Source organism: Lysobacter niastensis (genome assembly GCF_031457115.1).
Classification (GTDB): Bacteria; Pseudomonadota; Gammaproteobacteria; order Xanthomonadales; family Xanthomonadaceae; genus Lysobacter_J; species Lysobacter_J niastensis_A.
This window is the reverse complement of sequence record NZ_JAVDVY010000001.1, coordinates 957,810-978,692: the sequence shown is the minus strand read 5'-3', so window position 1 is coordinate 978,692 and position 20,883 is coordinate 957,810. Positions and strand designations below refer to the sequence as shown.

General features: G+C 66.6%; 18 protein-coding genes and 1 pseudogene. 11 read left to right on the top strand and 8 right to left on the bottom strand.

Annotation, left to right across the window (positions count from 1 at the left end):
• Window positions 1–101 precede the first annotated feature (101 nt).
• A complete protein-coding gene (locus tag J2X06_RS04475; protein WP_310058802.1) occupies window positions 102–1,496 on the top strand; it encodes a serine hydrolase domain-containing protein in 1,395 nt (464 codons plus the stop codon).
• A gap of 641 nt (window positions 1,497–2,137) precedes the next feature.
• On the opposite strand, the gene J2X06_RS04470 is transcribed toward J2X06_RS04475, so the two are convergent.
• The 6 genes from J2X06_RS04470 to J2X06_RS04445 all read right to left on the bottom strand — a co-directional run bounded on the left by J2X06_RS04470 (window position 2,138) and on the right by J2X06_RS04445 (window position 7,552).
• Window positions 2,138–2,629 (bottom strand): hypothetical protein, encoded by a 492-nt coding sequence (locus tag J2X06_RS04470; RefSeq protein ID WP_310058799.1) that lies wholly within the window; start codon window positions 2,627–2,629, stop codon window positions 2,138–2,140.
• 1,052 nt (window positions 2,630–3,681) lie between these two features.
• Window positions 3,682–4,077: a glycine cleavage system protein GcvH gene (gcvH, locus tag J2X06_RS04465; protein ID WP_310058797.1), complete on the bottom strand. Its 396-nt coding sequence runs from the start codon at window positions 4,075–4,077 to the stop codon at window positions 3,682–3,684.
• 85 nt (window positions 4,078–4,162) lie between these two features.
• Window positions 4,163–4,798 (bottom strand): 2-hydroxychromene-2-carboxylate isomerase, encoded by a 636-nt coding sequence (locus tag J2X06_RS04460; protein ID WP_310058795.1) that lies wholly within the window; start codon window positions 4,796–4,798, stop codon window positions 4,163–4,165.
• 154 nt (window positions 4,799–4,952) lie between these two features.
• The gene (gene gcvT, locus J2X06_RS04455) at window positions 4,953–6,059 is read right to left on the bottom strand and encodes a glycine cleavage system aminomethyltransferase GcvT (RefSeq protein WP_310058792.1); all 1,107 of its coding nucleotides are present in this window, start codon (window positions 6,057–6,059) and stop codon (window positions 4,953–4,955) included.
• Window positions 6,060–6,148: 89 nt separating this feature from the next.
• The gene (locus tag J2X06_RS04450; protein WP_310058789.1) at window positions 6,149–6,592 is read right to left on the bottom strand and encodes an NfeD family protein; all 444 of its coding nucleotides are present in this window, start codon (window positions 6,590–6,592) and stop codon (window positions 6,149–6,151) included.
• Window positions 6,593–6,595: 3 nt separating this feature from the next.
• Complete coding sequence (locus J2X06_RS04445; protein WP_310058787.1) at window positions 6,596–7,552, bottom strand: SPFH domain-containing protein; 957 nt, start codon at window positions 7,550–7,552, stop codon at window positions 6,596–6,598.
• Window positions 7,553–7,649: 97 nt separating this feature from the next.
• On the opposite strand from J2X06_RS04445, the gene J2X06_RS04440 reads away from it, so the two are divergent.
• Genes J2X06_RS04440 through J2X06_RS04430 form a run of 3 tightly spaced genes read left to right on the top strand, consistent with a single transcriptional unit; the run spans window position 7,650 to window position 10,358 of the window.
• Window positions 7,650–8,285, top strand: a complete 636-nt coding sequence (locus J2X06_RS04440; protein WP_310058784.1) for an RNA polymerase sigma factor — start codon at window positions 7,650–7,652, stop codon at window positions 8,283–8,285.
• Complete coding sequence (locus J2X06_RS04435; RefSeq protein ID WP_310058782.1) at window positions 8,278–9,165, top strand: hypothetical protein; 888 nt, start codon at window positions 8,278–8,280, stop codon at window positions 9,163–9,165. The genes J2X06_RS04440 and J2X06_RS04435 overlap by 8 nt, the downstream gene beginning before the upstream one ends.
• 32 nt (window positions 9,166–9,197) lie before the next feature.
• Window positions 9,198–10,358 (top strand): PDZ domain-containing protein, encoded by a 1,161-nt coding sequence (locus J2X06_RS04430; protein ID WP_310058780.1) that lies wholly within the window; start codon window positions 9,198–9,200, stop codon window positions 10,356–10,358.
• Window positions 10,359–10,474: 116 nt separating this feature from the next.
• Here the strand turns inward: J2X06_RS04430 and hemP are convergent.
• Together hemP and J2X06_RS04420 are read right to left on the bottom strand one after the other, a co-directional pair.
• A pseudogene (gene hemP, locus J2X06_RS18000) lies at window positions 10,475–10,579 on the bottom strand (hemin uptake protein HemP); the annotation flags it as partial.
• Between the two features lie 175 nt (window positions 10,580–10,754).
• Window positions 10,755–11,726 carry an aldo/keto reductase gene (locus tag J2X06_RS04420; protein ID WP_310058773.1) on the bottom strand — a complete coding sequence of 324 codons (972 nt, stop codon included), beginning with the start codon at window positions 11,724–11,726 and terminating at the stop codon, window positions 10,755–10,757.
• 321 nt (window positions 11,727–12,047) lie between these two features.
• On the opposite strand from J2X06_RS04420, the gene J2X06_RS04415 reads away from it, so the two are divergent.
• The 7 genes from J2X06_RS04415 to dusB all read left to right on the top strand — a co-directional run bounded on the left by J2X06_RS04415 (window position 12,048) and on the right by dusB (window position 20,794).
• Window positions 12,048–12,623: a TMEM165/GDT1 family protein gene (locus J2X06_RS04415; RefSeq protein ID WP_310058770.1), complete on the top strand. Its 576-nt coding sequence runs from the start codon at window positions 12,048–12,050 to the stop codon at window positions 12,621–12,623.
• Between the two features lie 59 nt (window positions 12,624–12,682).
• Complete coding sequence (locus J2X06_RS04410) at window positions 12,683–13,813, top strand: GGDEF domain-containing protein (protein WP_310058768.1); 1,131 nt, start codon at window positions 12,683–12,685, stop codon at window positions 13,811–13,813.
• A gap of 160 nt (window positions 13,814–13,973) precedes the next feature.
• Window positions 13,974–15,269 carry a NupC/NupG family nucleoside CNT transporter gene (locus J2X06_RS04405; protein WP_310058765.1) on the top strand — a complete coding sequence of 432 codons (1,296 nt, stop codon included), beginning with the start codon at window positions 13,974–13,976 and terminating at the stop codon, window positions 15,267–15,269.
• A gap of 4 nt (window positions 15,270–15,273) precedes the next feature.
• Window positions 15,274–16,257, top strand: a complete 984-nt coding sequence (locus J2X06_RS04400; protein WP_310058762.1) for a ribokinase — start codon at window positions 15,274–15,276, stop codon at window positions 16,255–16,257.
• A 139-nt stretch (window positions 16,258–16,396) separates the two neighbouring features.
• The gene (locus J2X06_RS04395) at window positions 16,397–18,538 is read left to right on the top strand and encodes a TonB-dependent receptor (protein WP_310058759.1); all 2,142 of its coding nucleotides are present in this window, start codon (window positions 16,397–16,399) and stop codon (window positions 18,536–18,538) included.
• Window positions 18,539–18,617: 79 nt separating this feature from the next.
• Window positions 18,618–19,715: a PepSY-associated TM helix domain-containing protein gene (locus J2X06_RS04390; protein WP_310058757.1), complete on the top strand. Its 1,098-nt coding sequence runs from the start codon at window positions 18,618–18,620 to the stop codon at window positions 19,713–19,715.
• Between the two features lie 50 nt (window positions 19,716–19,765).
• On the top strand, window positions 19,766–20,794 hold the full coding sequence (gene dusB / locus J2X06_RS04385) for a tRNA dihydrouridine synthase DusB (protein WP_310061233.1): 1,029 nt from the start codon (window positions 19,766–19,768) through the stop codon (window positions 20,792–20,794).
• The last annotated feature ends 89 nt before the right edge of the window (window positions 20,795–20,883 follow it).

The window sequence follows — 20,883 nt, the reverse complement described above, 5'->3', positions numbered from 1 at the left end:
AAATCAAAACGCTGAGGTTGGCTTTTCCCCAAAACCCTGAGATTCGGCGCTAGAATCGCCGCAATCTCAGCGCCCGCAGGCTGCGACCAATGAATCTCGACATGAACCCGCGGTCACGGAAGGCCTGGCGTTACGGCACTTTCGCCGTCCTTCTCAGCCTGACTCTGGGTTCGACAGCGCAGACTTCGCTGCGCTGGAACACGCCGCACCCTTCCGCGCCCTCGCACGCCACCGCGCCGCAAACAACAACGAGCCTCGCGCCCGTCGCGACTCCCGTGGTCGCCGCGGTCATCCCCGCGCGCGCGACGGCACCGCTGGCCCCGGGTTTCGACGTTCGCCATTTCGAAGGCATGGCGCAGCAGCTGGTGGCCAACCGGCGCGTGCCCGGCCTGGCCATGGCGATCGTGCACAACGGGCAGATCGTCAGCGCGCGCGGCTACGGCATCACCGACGTGCGCGCGGGGCAGCCAGTAGACGCGCATACGGTGTTCCGCCTGGCATCGTTGTCCAAGGCCTTCGCCGGCACCATGACCGGCTTGCTGGTCAATGACGGCATCCTGCGCTGGGACAGCAAGCTCGTCGATTACATGCCGACGTTTCGCCTCAGCGATCCCTACGCGGCACGCCAGCTCACCGTGGCCGATCTGCTCAGCCATCGCGTCGGCCTCACCCACAACACCTTCGATCGCGACCTCGAAGCCAACGTCGACTACCGCACGCTGACGCAGAGGCTGGCGAATGCGCCGATGAACTGCGCACCCGGCAGCTGCTACGGCTACCAGAACATCGCCTTCAGCCTGATCGGCGACGTGGTCTTCGCCGCGACCGGCGACTTCTACGGCCAGGAGGTGCAGCGCCGCATCTTCAAGCCGTTGGGCATGAACGACGCCAGCCTCGGCCTCGACGGCATCGAGTCCAGTCCGCGCTGGGCTCGTCCCCACGTTCGTGGCCGCGGCGGCTGGGTGCCGCTGATGCCCAAGCCGAGCTATTACCAGGTCGCGCCAGCCGCAGGCGTCAACGCCAGTGCCTCCGACATGGCGCAATGGCTGCTGGCCCACACCGGTCATCGTCCTGACGTGCTGCCTGCGCCGCTGCTCGCGACGCTGCACCAGCCGCTGGTCAACACCCCCAGCGAAACCCGCGGCTCCGCATGGCGTCGTCAGCGCGTTTCCTCGGCCGGCTATGCCCTGGGCTGGCGCGTCTACGACTATTCCGGCCACCGCGTCGTCTTCCACGGCGGCGCCGTGCAGGGATACCGCGGACTGGTCGCGATGCTGCCCGAGCAGGATCTCGGCATCGCGATCCTGTGGAACAGCGAAAGCTCCCTGCCCACGGGCATGCTGCCGACGATCCTCGACCGCGCGCTCGGCCTGCCGACGCAGCGCTGGCTCGATGTCGATTTCGAAGACCCGGGCCTGTATGCGGACACCGACACCGCCAATCCGGAAGGCAACGTGGGTTCCAGTGCCGCCAGCGCGAGCGCGTCTCCGCACTGACGTCCGTCCACTGCGCATTTCGCAGCACTCGGGCCGCGCTTCTGCGCGGCCCGTTTGTTTTGGGGGCCTGCTCCACGCGGCGGCCTCCATCACAAACTTCAGCGTTGGGCTCGAACCCAGACGCGCAGATCGATGCCCAGCGACACAGAGGGTCGTGCCGCAATTGTGGTGTGGCGCTCCATGCGCCCTCTGAGTGCACATCACGCGCCCGAGAGGCAATCGAGGGCAGCGCGAGCCCCATACGGCCCGGGATTATCAAAATCGCCTGAAGCCTGCTGATCGCGGCCCTCATCCTTCTGGGCAAGCGGGATATGGCCTGGATGTTCCCTTTCCCGTTTGCGGGAGAACGGGCCCGAAGGACGGATGAGGGATTCTTGTTCCGGCATGCTGCAGTTGAGAACAACAGCGCCATGACCTTGAGCCGGCACGGCACGCCAAACTGGGAGTTTGCTCCATCCGACCGCGAATACGTGACGGCTCCATGGCACTGCATTCAGCGCGACGGGTCGCATCAGGTGCCGCTGACATGCGTAGTACTGGTGAACATCGGCGTCCGCACCGGACTCATGCTCAAAAAAAAACTCTCCCCCCGCCTGGGCGCGGGGAGAGAGCTGTATTACGGCAATCGGGACTTTCTTTTTTTAGATCATCGGCGCCGGGGTGGCCGGCATTGCGGCGGCAACCGCCTTCTTCGCGGCCTTCTTGCGGACGGCCTTCTTCACAGCGGCCTTGCGGACAACCTTCTTCGCAGCGGCCTTGCGGACAGCCTTCTTCGCAGCGGCCTTGCGGACTACCTTCTTCGCGACCTTCTTGCGGGCGACCTTCTTCACGGCCTTGCGGGCACCGGCCTTCTTGACGGCCTTGCGGACAGCGGCCTTCTTGACGGCCTTGCGGGCGCCAGCCTTCTTGACGGCCTTGCGGACAGCGGCCTTCTTCACAGCCTTGCGGACAGCGGCCTTCTTGACGGCCTTGCGGACAGCGGCCTTCTTCACAGCCTTGCGGACAGCGGCCTTCTTGACGGCCTTGCGGGCACCGGCCTTCTTGACGGCCTTGCGGACGGCGGCCTTCTTCACCGCCTTCTTGGCGGCCTTCTTGGCAGCGGGTTTCTTCTTAGCAGCTTTCTTCATGGCCATGGTATGGCTCCTCGTCAGTAGTCGATCAGTGGTCTTTCGGGTTTACAGCCCAGGTCGAACCAAAGGAGCGGGAATCGGACCCGCCTCCAGCCGGCGATGCGCCAAGCGCATCGCAACGGATTCTCTGCATCCCCATCGCCTCCCGACGATGGGCGCCACGTCCGATCAGGACAGCACGGACGTGGCTGACCGCGCTTTGCGGCCAAACAAAAACCCGGCCCACCGAAGGCGAACCGGGTTTCAAGAAATCTGCCTTGTGCGATTCCGCAGGGGAAACGAATCCTGCTTCCACCGTTTTGAATGTCCGGGCGGAGGTCCGTTTAGCACTGCGTGTTGTCGCGTTGTCTTTGCTCACTCGCTTCCGCAGGAAACGTCTGCTGGGCGAAACCTAATCACGGTTTTTCGGACTGTCAACAAGTCCGGGGATTTTTTTTTGTGGTCACCCTCTTCCCGGGGGTATGCGGAAGGCGTCGAACAGGGCGATCAAACATGGCCACGGTTTTTCCGTTGCAGCGATGATCGAATAATCGGTTTTAAAAAAAGGCTTTATTTCAGCGCTCCAATACGCAACGCATTGCGAGTGGCCGGTTACTCGCAGGTATCGCCGCTGCGTTCCGGGACGCTGGCGCGGGGCAGAATCGGGGCCTGCAATTAACCTCGCTTCGACACCGGCCGATTTCGCGTCGCACAAGCCGATTTGCGCGAAAGTGCGCAAAGAAATTTCCGCCCGCGGTCATTCGATCGGACCTGTCGAAGCGATCGGCGCATCGAGATCGACATGCCTCGGCGACCCCGCGCGGCACGTGTCCGACTCGGGTCCGCACACGTATCGCAGTGGAAAGAACGTCCAGGGCCAGGACGGCGGACGCATGCCGATCAGGGTTCTGATCGTGCACCAGGCACCTCGATGCGAAGCGGCTCGGCGCGGCATCGCTCGACCGGAATGTGTGCGCCGCACCCGGGGAAAACATGCGGTTTTACGCACGCCACACCCCAAAAAAGAAACCGGCCGCACTGGGCGGCCGGTCTCGGGTGACGGCTGGGAAGACGGCTTAGTGGTCTTCGTCTTCCAGCAGTTCGGCGTAGTCATCAGGGGCAAGCAGCTCGTTGAGCTGTTCCGGCTCTTCGAGTTCGACGGTGAAGATCCAGCCTTCGCCGTACGCGTCCTCGTTGATCGTTTCCGGCTTGTCGGCCAGCGCGGCATTCACCGCCACGACCTTGCCGGTCACGGGCGCGTACACGTCCGAGGCCGCCTTGACCGACTCGACCACCGCGCAGGCATTGCCCGCCTCGACACGGTCGCCCACGTTGGGGAGTTCGACGTAGACCAGGTCTCCGAGCAGGCCTTGGGCATGGTCGGAAATGCCGACGGTGGCCTTGCCGTCACCATCGATGCGGACCCACTCGTGGGATTTAAGGAACTTCAGATCACCGGGGATTTCACTCATGGCGTTGGCCTCGAACTTTGCGGGGGACGGCTGGGACGGTGGCTAGTTTAGCGGCGCAGCCGCGCCGTGCGACAGGGTCGCAATCTCAGTCTGGTACGTAGGGTGCACGACCGCTGATCAAGGCCGCGCGCAGGGCATCGATCCGGTCCTGGCCCCAGAACGGCTCTCCATGGAGCACATAGCCCGGCAGCCCGGGCAGGTCGGCGGCGATCGCCGCCTGCGTATTGAGGTCGTACACATTGCCCACCTCCTGCGATGCCGCCACGGCCATCACGGCGGACGCATCGAAGCCGTGGCCGCCGAGCAGGCGCGCGACCACCTGTGGATCGGCGAGATCGAGGTCGTGCGCCCACAGCGCGCGGAACGCGGCGTCCATGTAGCCGGCCGGATCATGGCCCGCCTCGACCAACGCGATGGCGCAGCGGTCGGCCAGGGCAATATCGACGGGAAAGAACCTCGGTGCGAGGTTCAGCGGCAATCCGCGCTGCTCGCGCCAGCGCTGGAGTTCGACCAGCCGGTAACGCTGCCGCGCCGGCGCGCGTTGCCCCAACGGCAGCCCGCCGTTGGCGGCGAACAACTCGAAGATCCGCACCGGGCGATAGCGCGGCCTGGTGCCGGCCTCCCGCATCACCGAAAGCAGGGCCGCATGCCCGAGATACGCATACGGGGATAGCAGGCTGAAGAAATAGTCGACCGTCAGCACGGTCGGGGAAATGGCCATCGCTGGACGCCTCGCTACCAGTGAGTCATCAGAATCTGAAACCTGCACGATGCCCGACTACCCGTGCACACACGGATCATGCCAATGCATCGGGTCAGCAAGCCCCAAAGCATGAAGCCGGCTTTCGCCGGCTTCATGCATCAGTGGACAGTGCTCAGCCCAGCACGCCTTCCTGTGGCTGGCCATCGCGCACGAACGGGAACTTGACCACGCGCACCGGCACTTCCTTGCCGCGGATGTCGACGCGGACGTTGCCCGGCGCACCGGCCGGCACGCGGGCGAAGGCGATGGCCTTGCCCAGCGTCGGCGAGAACGTGCCGGAAAGGATTTCGCCCTCGCCGTTGTCGGTGAGCACCTTCTGCCCGTGGCGCAGCACGCCCTTCTCGTCCATGACCAGGCCGATCATCTGGCGCGGCACGCCAGCGGCCTTCTGCGCTTCCAGCACGCCGCGACCGATGAAATCGCGGCCCTCGTCGAGCGCGACCGTCCATGCCAGCGCGGCTTCATACGGCGATACGGCATCGTCCATGTCCTGGCCGTACAGCGCCATGCCGGCTTCCAGGCGCAGCGTGTCGCGCGCCCCCAGGCCCGCCGGCTTCACGCCCGCCTGCAGCAATTCGTTCCAGAACGCAACGGTCTGGTCTTCCGGCACGACGACCTCGAAGCCGTCCTCGCCGGTGTAGCCGGTACGCGCGACGAACACGTCGACGCCGCCCGTCGTGCGCGCTTCGCCGGCGGCGAACTTGCCGAGCTTGGCGATGGCAGCGCGGTCTTCCTCGCGCAGCAGGCCAAGCACCTTCTCGCGCGCCTGCGGACCCTGCACGGCGATCATGCCGAAGTCGGGACGCTCGGTGACCTGCACGTCGAATGCCTTGGCCTGCCCGGTGATCCACGCCAGGTCCTTCTCGCGCGTGGCGGCATTGACCACCAGGCGGAAGAAGTCCTCGGTACGGAAATAGATGATCAGGTCGTCGATCACGCCGCCCTGCGGGTTGAGCATGCAGGTGTAGAGCGCCTTGCCCGGCACCTTGAGCTTGTCGACCGAGTTGGCGACCAGGCGGCGCAGGAAATCGCGCACCTTGGCGCCACGCAGGTCGACCACGGTCATATGGCTGACGTCGAACATGCCGGCTTCGCGACGCACCAGGTGGTGCTCGTCGATCTGCGAACCGTAGTGGATCGGCATGTCCCAGCCGCCGAAGTCGACCATCTTGGCGCCGAGAGCGCGGTGGGCGTCGTTGAGGATGGTCTTCTGGATCATGGCCGGGCCTGCGTGAAGGGGAGCCCGGCATTATCCCAGATGCGGCGCGGCTTGGCCGGCTGGCTGCGCATACGCCGGCGCACGTGGCGCTAGCTGTCCACCTGCTGCACCTTCAGCGTCATGCCATCCGCGGCGACGATGCGCACCGTCGTGCCCGCCGGCAAGTCGGGACCCGTGACGTCCCAATACGCATCGGCGATCTGCACGCGGCCCTGGCCGTTGACGATGGCCCGCTCCAGCGGCACGGCGCGCCCGATCAACGCGGCCGCGCGGCGATTGAGTACCGGCTGATCGCTCCTGGGCTCGCGGCCACGAAACCACGTCCGGTACACCTGGATGGATACGAAGCTGAGCACGACGAACACCGCCACCTGCGCCAACACCGATACACCGGGCACCAGCAGCACGAACACGAACACCGCGGCTGCGGCAAAACCCAGCCACAGCATGAATGCGCCCGGCGCAAGCGCTTCGGCCGCGAACAGCAGCAACGCCACCGCGGCCCAGGTCACCGTCTCCCAGTTCCATTGCATGGGTCAGCCTCCGGTGCGCGGCAGCGGCGGCACGGCGCGGGTGGGCTGTCGATCCAGCGCCTCCTTGGCCAACTCGGCGATACCGGCCAGCGAACCGATCACGCCCGCCGACTCCATCGGCATCATCACGAACTTCTGGTTCGGCGCCTCGGCCAGCGCCTTGAACGCCTCGATGTACTTCTGCGCGACGAAATAGTTGATCGCCTGCACGTTGCCGCTGGCAATGGCGTCCGACACCAGTTGCGTTGCCTTGGCCTCGGCCTCGGCCAGACGTTCGCGTGCCTCGGCCTGGCGAAAGGCGGCTTCCTTCTGGCCCTCGGCTTCGAGGATCACCGACTGCTTCTCTCCCTCGGCTTTCAGGATCGCGGCCTGACGGAAGCCCTCCGCCTCGAGCACGTTGGCGCGCTTCTCGCGTTCGGCCTTCATCTGGCGCGCCATCGAATCGACCAGGTCGCGCGGCGGCTGGATGTCCTTGAGCTCGATGCGGTTGACCTTGAGCCCCCACGGGTGGGTCGCCGCGTCGACCGCCATCAGCACCTTGGTGTTGATCTCGTCGCGCTTGGACAGCGACTCGTCCAGGTCCATCGAGCCGATCGCGGTACGGATGTTGGTCATCACCAGGTTGAGGATGGCCACTTCCAGCTGGGCGACCTCGTAGGCGGCCTTGGCGGCATCGAGCACCTGGAAGAAGACGATGCCGTCGACCTTGACCACCGCGTTGTCCTTGGTGATCACGTCCTGGCTGGGCACTTCCAGCACCTGCTCCATCATGTTGATCTTGCGGCCGACGCCGTAGACGATCGGGATCAGGAAGTGCAGCCCCGGGTCCATCGTATGGGTGTACTTTCCGAAGCGTTCCACCGTCCACTCGTAGCCCTGCGGCACCATCCTCACGGTCTTGAACAGGATGACCACGCCCGCGAACAGCACTACCACCGCCAACAGCGTACCCAGACTCATGGTGTCCCCTCCCTGTATTGGGACCGAGTATAGGTGGAAGCCCCTCCCGTCGAGGCCGTGCGACGGTTTTGCCGGCCGCTGCATCTAGCTATGTGACATGCCACCAAACACCGACTCCACCGAGCCGTCGGCGACGCCCTCCTCCCCCCGGAGCAGTTTCGCCATCGACGTACCCGACGCCCTGCTGGCACGGGCGCGCGCGGGCGAGCGGGCGGCGTTCGAGCAGCTGTACCGCTGGTTCGAGCGGCCGGTATTCAACCTGGCCATGCGCATCGGTGGCGATCGCGAGGAGGCGGCCGAAGTGCTGCAGGAAACCATGCTCAAGGTGCTCGGCAAGATTGGCGAATTCCGCGGCCACCAGGGCAGCCCGTTCTGGGGATGGCTGCGGCAGATCGCCGTCAATGAGGCGCTGATGCGCCTGCGCAGCCAGCGCCGTTTCGCCAACGACCTGGTGCTGGAAGACGACGGCGCGCACGTCGTTGACCCAGGTCCACTGCCGGCAGCGGCAGCCGATGCCGCCGTCCTGACACGGGCATTGAATCAACTGCCATCGGCCACGCGCAGCGTGCTGTGGCTGTACCACGCCGAGGGTTACACCCACGAGGAGATCGCGGCGCTGATGCAGCGCACGCCGAGCTTCTCCAAATCGCAACTCGCCCGCGGCAGCCGCCGCCTGCGCGAACTGCTCGAACCGGAACAGACCGGATTGCAACGGGAGAGGGCCCATGCCTGACACTGCCCATCCAGACACGATGCCCCACGACTGGAACGCCGCCTTCGCCGCGCTGCCATTGGAAACGCCGCCGGCTGATGGCTGGTCGCGCTTGTCCGGGGCGCTGGACTCGCCTGCCGCCATCCGTCTCCCACGAAACAGGCGCAATCGCTGGCTGGCGCTTGCGGCCGTGCTTGCCACTGTGGCGGTGGTCCCTCTGCTGTTGATGCGCGAGCACGTCACTTCGGCGCCTGATTCTGACCTTCCCGCAACGGTGTCGACCGCGACTCCGCCGGCAGCGGTGTCCCGCACTTCACCTGACACTGTCGCGGCGGCAACGCCTTCGAATGCGATCGCATCGACCGCTCGCTTGGCGACCGGTGTGGCCCATGCCAGCGCCGACTTCGCCAATGCAGCACCCGTCCGCGCGGCATCGCGACAGGCCACGACCAAGCGCGCCCCTGCGCCTACGCAGCGTGCTCCATCGACGGCGGCTCCATCGACGGCGATTCACGACACGGCCTCGCGCCCGGGCACGGACGCTATCGCCAGCAGCACCTCAGCCCGCACTACCGCCGCCACGGTCGATGCAAGCAATGACCGCGCCGACACGCTGATGCAACTGCAGGCCGAATCGGCGCGACTGGAAGCGCTGATCGCCATGACCCGCGACGACCGCGTCGGCAGCGCAGCGGCGACGGTGATGAGCGACGAACTCGGCCAGCGCATCGGCCTGATCGACGCCGGGCTGACCCAGAACTCCTTGCCCCTCGATCAACGAGAGGCGCTGTGGCGCGAGCGCGTGCGCACGCTGCGCGACCTCGCTGGCGTCGAGACCACCCAACTCTGGCTCGCTGCGCAGGGCGAGCGCTATGACGGCGCCCTGGTCAGCGTCGACTGAACCCACTCAACCACGCAGGACGAGAACACACCATGAAGCTCAGCCAAGCCAAGCCGACCCTGATCGCCGCGTCGATCGGCCTGCTGCTCGCCTGCACCGCCAGTGCGCAGGACAAAGCCAGCGACCCCGATAAGGCCCGCGAACTCGCCGCCGCTCGCGCCGACCTCGACCGCGCCGCCAAGCGGGTCGCCGAACTCAGCCGCGAACAGGGCGGCGCCGAGACCTTCGTCTTCGAGCGCCGCTTCGAGTCGCATCCCGTGCTCGGTGTCGTGCTGGCACCGGATTCGGGCCCTGGCGTGCGTATCGCCGCGGTCACGCCCGAAAGCGGCGCCGCCAAGGCCGGATTGCGCAGCGGCGATCGCATCACCGCGATCGACGGAAAGAACCTGACCGACAAAAACCCCGAGCAGCGGCTGGCGCAGGCGCGCGAGAACCTGCGCTCCATCGACATCAAGACGCCGGTCGCATTGACCTACGAGCGCGACGGCCGCAGCGCCACGGTCAAGGCGACGCCGCAGCCAGGCGACCGCGTGCTGCTGGTGCGAGACCAGGACGGAGGTCCCGTGATGACCCGTCACATCGTCACCGGCAACGGCGCGGCCGACTGGAACGTGGACGGTGATGCGATCGAGATGCACGTGGCGCCGGTCGTGGCACCGCAGGTGCGCAGCGAGATCATCCGACTCGGCCCCCCGGGGAACTGCAAGGGCGACGATTGCCGGCTGCCGATGCTGACCGAGGCGTTCCGCTGGAGCGGGCTCAACCTGGCGACCGTGGACAAGGACCTCGGGCGCTACTTCGGCGCGGATCGTGGCGTGCTGGTGCTGAGCACCAGCACCGAACTGGCGGGACTGAAAGCTGGCGATGTGATCCAAAGCATCGACGGCAAGGCCGTCAATTCACCCCGCGAAGCGATGGCGGCGCTGCGCAATAAACCCGTCGACAGCCAAGCAAGCGTGACCTACCTGCGTGATCGCAAGACCGGAACGGCCCAGGTCAAGGTGCCGAAGCTGGCGCAACTGCAGTTCCCGCCAGCACCGCCCGCACCGCCGGCGCCCCCTGCACCACCGGCACCCCCCGCGCACCTGACGCCGCCAACCGCACCGGTGCCGCCCGCCGGAGTCCCGGCACCGCCGGCACCTCCTGCTCCGCCGAAGCCGCCGCAAGCGCCGGCTCTGACGATGTTGATCTGAGGCCGTTCTGAGATTGGTGCGCCTCGCCACGCTGCTCGCATCGGGAAGCGCGGCGGGATGACGATCTCAGCGCTTGTTCAATCGTTGATTCGGTTCGGTACAAACCCGGACGGGAATCACTTGGTCAGGATCAGCTTGTCGTTCCGAGTGTGGCGCAGCCGATAGACCTCGTCACCGTGACGGATCAGCAGTTCACGACTGCCCCGCAGCAGGGAGTTGCTCTCCACGGCACCTTGGAGCGGAATCGGTGCGAGAGAGGCGTGCGCGCTCATCAAGGAGGACGGGCGATCGGAACGTGGCTTCAGATGCAGCAGCGGTGCGCGCAGGGACATGGGCTTGGCTCGTTCTGGACGAGCCACAGATGATAATGATTCTCATTACCGAGTCAACAAACCGCTATGCGCGGACGGCCGCCTCGATGCGCTGCCAATCCGCCTCGCCCAGGCGCTCCACCAGCTCCAGCGCTTGCAGGTTCTGCAGCAGTTGCTCCGGTCGGCTCGCGCCCAGGATCACGCTGGACACATGCGGGTTGCGCAGGCACCAGGCGATCGCCAATGGCGCCGGTGCGATGCCCATCTCGCCCGCGTAATCGATGAAGCCACGCGCACGCGCCAAGCGCTCGCCTTCGCTGCCCAGCACCGTGCGTTGCAACCAGCCCAGCCCTTCCCGGCCAAGGCGGGCTTCGCTCGGAACCCCTGCGTTGTACTTGCCGGTGAGCAGGCCCGATGCCAGCGGCGACCAGATGGTCGTACCCAGGCCCATTTCGGCATACAGCGGCGCATATTCCAGTTCGACCCTTTCACGATGCAGCAGGTTGTATTGCGGCTGTTCCATGGTGGGCGCGCACAGATGGTTCGCGCGCGCGATCTTGTTCGCCTCGCGGATCTGCGCGGCCGTCCATTCGGAGGTGCCCCAATACAGCACCTTGCCTTGGCGAACCAGCGTATCCATTGCATGCACCGTTTCTTCGATCGGTGCATCTGGGTCCGGCCGATGACAGTAGTACAGGTCGAGGTACTCGACCCGCAGCCGCTTCAGCGCCGCGTGGCAGGCGTCGGTCACGTGCTTGCGAGACAGGCCCTTCTGGGTCGGGCGCGGATCGGATACTGCGCCGAAGAAAACCTTGCTCGACACGCAGTAACCGTCGCGCGGCAGACGCAAGTCGGCGATCACGTCGCCCATGACCTTCTCGGCCTCGCCGTTGGCATAGGTCTCGGCGTTGTCGAAGAAGTTGATGCCATGGTCCCAGGCCGTCGCGATCAGATCGCGGGCGGTGGAGCGGCCGATTTGCGAGCCGAACGTGAGCCACGCGCCGAAGGACAGCGCCGAAAGCTGCAGGCCGGACGAACCGAGACGACGGTATTGCATGGGGGCTCCTGGAACCGAATGCGTTCAGTTTAGCGGTGTCGCCCGCCCGGACCGGCTGGTAGAATGCGCGCACTTCCTCCTCCGGGGAGTAGCTCACCCGTCCATCGCCTTGTATGCCGGTTGCATGCGAGGAGTACAGCGGGGACCCGCGTCAACACACTTGGCCCACAGGCCATGGCGCTGGAGCGGTCGCAGGCTGAGGCCACGACCACGGGCAAGACCGAAGGCAGGCGTTACGCGAGCAATCTGGCGAAAGCCGGGCCGGGCCGCGTGGCGTTTGCCTTCGCGTCCACGCGAATGCCCGGCCCCGGAACTCTCAACATGGAAGCATTTCCCCTTTCCGCTGCCGCCGTATCGACGGGCGTGGTCGCGTTGGCCGAGATCGGCGACAAGACCCAGTTGCTGGCACTGCTGCTGGCGGCGCGGTTCCGCAAGCCGTGGCCGATCGTGGCCGGGATCCTGGTCGCGACCATGCTCAACCATGCGCTGGCCGGCTGGCTCGGCGCGCTGGTTGCGCACTGGTTGCAGCCGGATGTCCTGCGCTGGATCGTCGCCGGCAGCTTCGCCGCGATCGCTCTGTGGACGCTCAAGCCCGATACGCTCGACGACGGCGAAACACTGCCGGCACGCGGCGCGTTCATCGCCACCACGCTGGCCTTCTTCGTCGCCGAGATCGGCGACAAGACCCAGATCGCGACGGTGCTGCTCGCCGCCAAGTACCAGCCCCTATGGCAGGTGGTCGCCGGCACCACGGTCGGCATGCTGCTGGCGAACGTCCCCGTGGTGCTGCTGGGCAGCCGATTCGCCGACCGCCTGCCGCTGAAGGCCGCTCGACACGTCGCCGCAGCCGTGTTCGGCTTGCTGGCCGTCTGGGCTGCCTGGAAGGGAGTGGGCTGATCCCGATCGGCCACGACGCGCGCTATGCTCGCCGCAAAGCCTGACGGCCAGGGGGAAGCATGCACGTCGGCAAGCTGCGTGAAATCGCCACGGCCTTGATGGCACGACCCGACGAGATCCTGCTCGAGGTCGGTGCCGGCGGCGAGTTGCTGGTGGCCCGGCTGCGCGCCGTCATTGCCGTGGCATTGCTGATGTTGCCGCTGATCAATGCCGCCGGCGGCGGCGGCGTCCGCGAAACCATGATCGGGCTCGGCGGCGCCGTGTTCATCAACGTCTTCGCGCAGGTGTGGCTGGCGCTGGCCCGGCGAAGCCGGCAGTTACCCTGGCTGCCATTCGTCACCACCGCCTACGACGTCAGCGTGACTACGCTGATCCTGGTGGTGCTGGCCTTCCACCATCTGCCGGCAGCGCTGAACAGCCTGATCGTATGGTGCGGCTATGTGCTGGCTATCCTGCTGACCGCGCTGCGCAGCGACGGTCGCGTCACCCTGTTTGCGGGCGCCTTGGCCGTCGCGCAGTACGCCATGCTCGTGCTGGCCGTGTTCGCGGTCGCCTCCTCGCCGGAGCAACTGTTGTCCACCGACTACGGCGCCGTGACCCTGTCCAGCCAGGGGCAGCGCCTGGTGCTGCTGATGATCGTCACGCTGATCACGGCGATGGTGGTCTACCGCATGCAGCGGCTGGTGGAAATGTCGGGCACCGACGGCCTGACGCGTCTGCCGAATCGCATCTGGCTGCAGCATCGTGTCCCACGCCTGTTCGACCACATCCGAGAGAACGGCGGCAGCCTGACGCTGGCGCTGATCGATTTGGATCACTTCAAGCGGATCAACGACAACAACGGCCACCACGCCGGCGACCGCGCGCTCAGGCACGTGGTCTCCGCGTTGCGCGACCAGGCCGAGCCCGGCGAGTGGCTGGTGCGCCTGGGCGGCGAAGAGTTCGTCATGCTGTTGCGCAAGCCGCTGGGCACCGCGTGGGAGCGGGTCGACGCGATCCGCCAGGCCGTTTCCGAAAAACCCTTCGAGGTCGAACGCGGCGCCGAACCGATGCAGCTGACTTTCAGCGCCGGGCTGGTCGGCTATCCGCACGAGGGACTGGACCTGTCCAATCTGCTGCGCCGCGCCGACCATCGTCTGCGGCTGGCCAAGCGCCAGGGCCGCAACCGGGTGATCGCCCGCGATAGCTGAACGACCGGATCTTTCCACCACCGCTCGCTGCTGCTTGCCGCTGCGGGGGGGCCTGGACTAGGCTGCGCCGCCGGCTGGGGAAAACTGGGCGGTACGTCCGTTTTTCCGATATGCGAACAAGATCAGCCGCGGCGCCCGCCGATGGCAGGGGGAGTACTGAGTGGAAGCAATCGTCCGGGTGGCCTTCGGCCTGTTTGGTTTGGCGGTGCTGGTCGGCATAGCCTGGCTGTTTTCCAACAACAAGCGCCGAGTCGACTGGAAGCTGGTCGCCACCGGCATCAGCCTGCAGGTTGCCTTTGCCGCGGTGGTGCTGCTGGTGCCCGGCGGTCGCGACGTGTTCGATTCGATCGGCCACGGCTTCGTCAAGGTACTCAGCTTCGTCGGCAAGGGCTCGGAGTTCATCTTCGGCAGCCTGATGGACACTTCCAGGTTCGGCTTCATCTTCGCCTTCCAGGTGCTGCCGACCATCATCTTCTTCGCCGGGCTGATGGGCGTGCTGTACCACCTGGGCGTGATGCAGGCGGTTGTGCGCGGCATGGCCTGGGTGATCACCAAGGTCATGCGGGTGTCGGGCGCCGAGACCACCAGCGTCTGCGCCAGCGTCTTCATCGGCCAGACCGAAGCGCCACTGACGGTGCGTCCCTACATCCCGAAGATGACCGAGTCTGAACTGCTCACGATGATGATCGGCGGCATGGCGCACATCGCTGGCGGCGTGCTGGCCGCGTACGTCGGCATGCTCGGCGGCGGCGATCCGGAAGCGCAGGCGTTCTACGCCAAGCACCTGCTGGCCGCGTCGATCATGGCCGCTCCGGCGACACTGGTGATCGCCAAGATCCTGGTGCCGGAAACCGGCGAGCCGCTGACCCGCGGCACGGTCAAGATGGAAGTCGAGAAGAACACCGCCAACATCATCGACGCCGCTGCGGCCGGCGCCGGCGACGGCCTGCGCCTGGCGCTCAACATTGGCGCCATGCTGCTGGCCTTCATCGCGTTGATCGCGCTGATCAACTGGCCGCTGGTGTGGATCGGCGACGCCACCGGCCTGGCCGCCGCGATCGGCAAGCCGACCGACCTGTCCACGCTGTTCGGCTACGTACTCGCGCCGCTCGCCTGGGTCATCGGCACGCCGTGGGTGGATGCGACCACGCTGGGTGGACTGATCGGTGAGAAGATCGTGCTGAACGAGTTCGTCGCCTACGCGCACCTGGCCGACATCGTCAACGGCAAGGTCGCCGGCGTCGCCATGACCGACGAGGGTCGCCTGATCGCGACCTACGCGTTGTGCGGTTTCGCCAACTTCAGCTCGATCGCGATCCAGATCGGCGGCATCGGCGGCCTTGCACCCGAACGTCGCCACGACCTGGCCCGCTTCGGCCTGCGCGCGGTGCTGGGCGGCTCAATCGCGACCTTCATGACCGCGACCATCGCCGGCGTGCTGACACACTTCGGCTGATGCCATGACACAGGCCCGCCGCCCGAATGTGGTCGTCGTCGGCTCGTTCAACGTCGACCACGTCTGGACGGTGGCCTCGCTGCCCCGCCCCGGCGAAACGCTGAGCGGCCACTACCACACCGGCCCGGGCGGCAAGGGCTTCAACCAGGCTACGGCCGCAGCACGGGCCGGAGCGAACACCCGCTTCATCTGCGCGCTGGGCAAAGACCTGGGCGGGCAGCTGGCACGCGCCCTCGCCGCGGCGGACGACATCCATCTGCATGACCTGTCCTGCGAGGCGCCGACCGGCACCGCCGGAATCTACGTCGATAGCGACGGCCGCAACTCCATCGTCATCGGCCCTGGGGCCAACGCCGAACTCTCCGCGGACTTTGTCGGCCAGCATGACGATGTGTTCTCCGCCGCTGCCACCGTGCTGGCGCAACTCGAATCTCCGGTCCAGGCGGTCGAAGCCGCGCTTGCACAGTCGCGCCGGGCGGGCGCGCTCACGCTGCTCAATCCGGCCCCCGCCGATGCGGTGGCTCCGGCGTCGCTGCTAGCCCTGGCCGACGTGATCACGCCCAACGAAACCGAGTTCTGCGCGCAACTCGAGCGCCATGTCGGCGAGCGGATCGATGCCGATGCGCTCCCCAGGCAGGATGACGCTACGCTGCACGCCGCCTGCCGCCGGCTGTTGCCCCATGGCAGCGTGGTGATCACGCTCGGCGCCGCTGGCTGTTTCGTGTCGCATGCGCCGGAGATGCTTCGCAACGATGCAGGCCCGTATTACCGCGTTCTGGCCGCCACGGTGAACGCCATCGACACCACCGGCGCCGGCGATGCCTTCAATGGCGCCCTGGCGGCCTCACTGGCCGCCAGGCCGGACGCGGCCTTCTCCGAGCACATGCGTTATGCCGTGCACTACGCCGGGCTCTCCACGGAGCGTGCCGGAGCCGCCACGTCCATGCCCCGGGACGCTGAGGTCCGCGAGCGCTTCGGCGCCTTTTGACACGCGATATTGCGGGCGGCGCCCCGCCCCTTTGGCTTTGCGGGACTGGTCCTCTTCGGAGGCAGGAGGTTATCGGACTGTTAAACGCGAATGGTTCGCATTAACATGACAGCCTGAACCCATACGGACATCCCGCGTAATGCCCCGTCGTCAGCTTCTGGCGAGCGCCCTGCTCGCCGCCCTTGTCTCGCCCGTCGCGCGCGCCGATGACGCCACCGAGCTGGATCGGGTCACCGTCTCGGCCAGCACGAGCCGCATCCCCGACTCCGAAGCGGCACTGGCCAACACCATCACGGTGATCGACCAGCAGCAGCTCAAGCAGCAGCTTGCGCTGACCCAGGACATCTCGCAGGTCCTGGCCAACCTGATCCCGTCGTTCTCGCCCTCCCGGCAGAAGCTGAGCAACAGCGGCGAGACCCTGCGCGGCCGCAAGCCGCTGTACCTGGTCGACGGCGTGCCGCAGTCCACGCCGCTGCGCGAAGGCGGCCGCGATGGGCACACGATCGATCCGGCGATGATCGAGCGCATCGAGGTGATCCACGGCGCCAACGCGCTGCAGGGCCTGGGCGCCTCGGGCGGCATCATCAACATCATCACCAAGCGCGCCCCGCGCCCGGGCGGCGAGTCCTTCCACGACATCAACGTCGCCGCCAGCACCGCGCTGCCGCACGAGAGCGACAGCACCGGCTATCGCGGCTCCTATGTATTCGGCACGCGCAGCGGCGATTTCGACTTCGTCGGCGGCGCTTCCTACGCCAGCGAAGGGCTGTATTACGACGGCGACGGCAACGCGATCGCCGTCAACGATGTCCAGGGCGACCTGATGGACTCCCGTAGCAACGACCTGTTCGGCAAGGTCGGCTGGAACCTCAGCGAAGACCAGCGGCTGAACTTCACCGCCAACCGATACGAACTGCAGGGCAACAACGACTACCACACCGTCAACGGCAACATCGCCACCGGCCAGCTGGCCACGTCGGCCCCCGGCGGCAGCGAAGGCGAAGGTCCGCGCAACCTTTCCACATCGCTGAGCGTGGATTACACCGACAAGGACCTGGCCGGCGGCTACCTGCAAACGCAGCTGTATTGGGTCGATTTCGAGGCGCTTTATGGCGGCACCGATTGGGGCGACTTCTGGGGCGACGGCCGCGATCCCCACTGGTTCGACCAGTCGCAGAACGTATCCGAAAAGCTCGGCGGAAAGTTCAGCTGGTCGCGCGGCGACCTGTTCGGCCTGCGCCTGCGCGCCACGCTGGGCCTCGACCTCGCACGCGACACGACCTATCAGGAACTGGTGCGCGCCAACATCGACTGGGTGCCGGAAACCACGTACGAGTCGTGGTCGCCGTTCGTCCAGATGGAATGGTGGGTCGCCGATTCGGTGATGCTGAGCGGCGGCCTGCGCTACGAGCGCGGCAAACTGGAGGTCGATGATTACCTCACCATCCCGGACCAGCGCACTTCGCCTGCGGGCGTGAAGGGGACCCGCTACCTGGTGGAAGGCGGCTCGCCCTCGACCAGCGAAGTGCTGCCCAATCTGGGTGTCGTGTGGGAAGCCACCGATTCGCTGAAGCTCTACGCGTCGTATTCCGAGGGCTACACCGTCGCCGACATCGGTCGCGTGCTGCGCGCCATCACCGCGCCCGGCCAGAGCGTGGACAACCTGGTCGATCTGCAGCCGGTGATCGCCGACAACCAGGAGATCGGCCTGGACTTCGACAACGGCCGCTGGCTCGCACACCTGGCGGCCTACTGGTCGGATTCCGACCTGGGCTCGCGCCTGGCTTTCGACAACGCCACCCAGTCCTACAACGTGGTGCGCGAGCGCACCGAGATCAACGGCATCGAGGGCAACGTCGCGTTCCAGTTCTCCGAAGCGGGTCGCGTCGGTCTGGGTTATGCCGCCACCGAAGCGCGCTACGACAGCAACGGCGACGATCGCGTCGACAGCGACCTTCCCGGCATCAATGTCAGCCCGGACCGGGTCACCGCGTTCTGGGACCAGGGCTGGGCCGAAACGGTCTCCACGCGCCTGCAGGCCAGCCGCTCGCTCGATCGCGATTTCGACCTGCGCGGCGTGCAGGTGGCCAGCTTCGACGGATACACCACGGTCGACCTGCAGGCCCGCTTCGCACTGCCCTTGGGCCAGTTGAACGTCGGTGTGGAAAACCTGTTCGGCGAGCAGTACGTCACCTACTACTCGCAGAGCACGCCACGCAACGACACCTACGTCGCCGGCCGCGGCCGCGTGCTGACGGTCGGGTGGTCGCACCGGTTCTAACGGCCCCGTTCTGACGGCCCCGTTCTGACGTACCAGCCCTGACGCTCCCTACAGACCTCCCTGACCGATACTGCACACCATGGACACTCGGGTCACCAACGCCATCCCGCACTCCCCCACCCGTCATCGGCGCCGCCTGCGGGCGACGCTGTCGTGGCTGCACCTGTGGGTCGGCCTGACGGTGGGCACGCTGTTCGCACTGATCGGCCTTGCCGGCACTGTGCTGGTGTTCCAGGACGAGCTGCTGACGCTGCAGCATCCGACCCTGACGCAGCACGCGCCCGTCGCCGACGGCCATGTGCTCGGTGCGCTGATCGAGCGCTGGTCGCCGGAAGGCCTCAACTCGCTCGACCTGCCGAGCGATGAGCTTCCGGTCTGGGAGGGCCACTTCAAGGGCGGCCGGCGCGCTTACTTCGCGCCGGAGGACGGCGCATGGCTGCTGACCCGCAGCCAGGACGACGACGCCGTACTGTGGCTGCGCGCGTGGCACACCAAGCTGCTCGGTGGCGAGACCGGCGAGAAAGTGCTCGGGATCGTCGGCTGCATTGCCTTGGGCCTGCTGCTGTCCGGGCTTTACCTGTGGTGGCCCAGGCATGGGCGCGTGCGCGCGCACCTGAAAATGTATTCCGGTCCGCCGGTAAGGCGATGGCTGACCTGGCATCGGACCACCGGCGCCGTTCTGCTGCCATTGCTGCTGCTGGCCACGCTGACCGGCGTCGGCATGGTCTATTCAAAGGCTGTCCAGTCAGCGCTGATCGCGATGTTCGGCGGCGAACCGGTTAAACCCTCCAAGACGCCACGCCAAGGCAAGTCCATCGATTGGGCGACGGTGCTCGATCGCGCCGACACCGCGTTGCCGGGTGCGCGCCTGAGCCGCCTGTCCGCGCCAAAGCCCGGCGACGGCACCATCGCGTTCCGCGCACGAGCCGATGGTGAGTGGCATCCGGTCGGCCGCAGCCTGGTGCTGATCCATGCCGACGACGCGCGACTGCTCAAGACCTACGATGCCACCGGCAACGGCCTGGGCTCGCGCATGAGCGATGCCATTTATCCGCTGCACACCGGCGCAGTCGGCGGCACGCTGATGAAATGCCTGACCGCGCTCACCGGACTGCTGCCGGCGTTCATGCTGGTTACCGGATTCCTGTTCTGGCGCCGCCGGCGCGCCCGTCATTGAATCAGGGCGTTAAACCCGGGCATTCCGGCGCGCCCGCTACAATGCGCGCCATGCCGGACCACACGCCGCAACCCGCCAGTTTCCGCATCGGCCCCCACGAGATCGCGCCCCGCGTGATCCTCGCGCCGATGGCCGGCGTCACCGACAAGCCGTTCCGGGTGCTGTGCAAGCGCCTCGGCGCCGGGCTGTGCGTGTCCGAGATGACCACGTCCGATCCGCGCTTCTGGAATACCGCCAAGTCGCGACACCGCATGGACCACGACGGCGAGCCCGCGCCGATCAGCGTGCAGATCGCCGGCACCGTGCCCGAGATCCTGGCCGATGCCGCGCGCTACAACGTCGATCACGGCGCACAGATCATCGACATCAACATGGGCTGCCCGGCCAAGAAGGTCTGCAACGCCTGGGCGGGTTCTGCGCTGATGCGCGACGAAGCCCTGGTCGCACGCATCCTCGACGCCGTGGTCCGTGCGGTCGACGTGCCGGTGACGCTGAAGATCCGCACCGGCTGGGCCGCCGACCAGCGCAATGCGCTGGCGATCGCGCGGATCGCGCAGGAAGCCGGCGTAGCCGCACTGGCGGTGCACGGGCGCACGCGCGACCAGCAGTACTCCGGTGTCGCCGAGTACGACACGATCGGCGAAGTGAAGGCGGCGCTGTCGATCCCCGTGTTCGCCAACGGCGACATCGATTCGCCGGACAAGGCAGCGCAGGTGCTCGCGCGCACCGGCTGCGACGCGGTGCTGGTCGGCCGGGCCGCGCAGGGGCGACCCTGGATCTTTCGCGAGATCGCGCATTACCTGGCCACGGGCGAACTCCTGCCGCCGCCTTCGTTGGCTGAAGTGCGCGACGTGCTGCTCGGTCACCTCGCGCATCTGCACGAGTTCTATGGCGAACCGTCGGGCGTTCGAATCGCCCGCAAGCATCTGGGCTGGTACGCCAAGGACCGGCCCGAAAACGGCGCATTCCGCGCCGTCGTCAACCATGCGGAAACCGCAGACGCGCAATTGCGGCTGACCCGCGACTACTTCGATGCATTGATCGCCGGCGTGCCGCCCCGGCTACCGGTAGCCGCCTGAGAGCGGCTGACAGCGCCCCGTCTCGTTCGCGCGCGGCGTGCTCACCGTCGTAACGGGCGTCGCCGCACAATGGAAGGCACCCGCATGGG

Coding starts and splice junctions, on each gene's coding strand:
- J2X06_RS04410 (WP_310058768.1), top strand. CDS start 12,683: ATGCACGTCGGCAAGCTGCGTGAAATCGCCACGGCCTTGATGGCACGA.
- J2X06_RS04450 (WP_310058789.1), bottom strand. CDS start 6,592: ATGCAATGGAACTGGGAGACGGTGACCTGGGCCGCGGTGGCGTTGCTG.
- J2X06_RS04440 (WP_310058784.1), top strand. CDS start 7,650: ATGCCACCAAACACCGACTCCACCGAGCCGTCGGCGACGCCCTCCTCC.
- dusB (WP_310061233.1), top strand. CDS start 19,766: ATGCCGGACCACACGCCGCAACCCGCCAGTTTCCGCATCGGCCCCCAC.
- gcvT (WP_310058792.1), bottom strand. CDS start 6,059: ATGATCCAGAAGACCATCCTCAACGACGCCCACCGCGCTCTCGGCGCC.
- J2X06_RS04430 (WP_310058780.1), top strand. CDS start 9,198: ATGAAGCTCAGCCAAGCCAAGCCGACCCTGATCGCCGCGTCGATCGGC.
- J2X06_RS04460 (WP_310058795.1), bottom strand. CDS start 4,798: ATGGCCATTTCCCCGACCGTGCTGACGGTCGACTATTTCTTCAGCCTG.
- J2X06_RS04395 (WP_310058759.1), top strand. CDS start 16,397: ATGCCCCGTCGTCAGCTTCTGGCGAGCGCCCTGCTCGCCGCCCTTGTC.
- J2X06_RS04445 (WP_310058787.1), bottom strand. CDS start 7,552: ATGAGTCTGGGTACGCTGTTGGCGGTGGTAGTGCTGTTCGCGGGCGTG.
- J2X06_RS04475 (WP_310058802.1), top strand. CDS start 102: ATGAACCCGCGGTCACGGAAGGCCTGGCGTTACGGCACTTTCGCCGTC.
- J2X06_RS04400 (WP_310058762.1), top strand. CDS start 15,274: ATGACACAGGCCCGCCGCCCGAATGTGGTCGTCGTCGGCTCGTTCAAC.
- J2X06_RS04470 (WP_310058799.1), bottom strand. CDS start 2,629: ATGGCCATGAAGAAAGCTGCTAAGAAGAAACCCGCTGCCAAGAAGGCC.
- gcvH (WP_310058797.1), bottom strand. CDS start 4,077: ATGAGTGAAATCCCCGGTGATCTGAAGTTCCTTAAATCCCACGAGTGG.
- J2X06_RS04415 (WP_310058770.1), top strand. CDS start 12,048: ATGGAAGCATTTCCCCTTTCCGCTGCCGCCGTATCGACGGGCGTGGTC.
- J2X06_RS04390 (WP_310058757.1), top strand. CDS start 18,618: ATGGACACTCGGGTCACCAACGCCATCCCGCACTCCCCCACCCGTCAT.
- J2X06_RS04420 (WP_310058773.1), bottom strand. CDS start 11,726: ATGCAATACCGTCGTCTCGGTTCGTCCGGCCTGCAGCTTTCGGCGCTG.
- J2X06_RS04435 (WP_310058782.1), top strand. CDS start 8,278: ATGCCTGACACTGCCCATCCAGACACGATGCCCCACGACTGGAACGCC.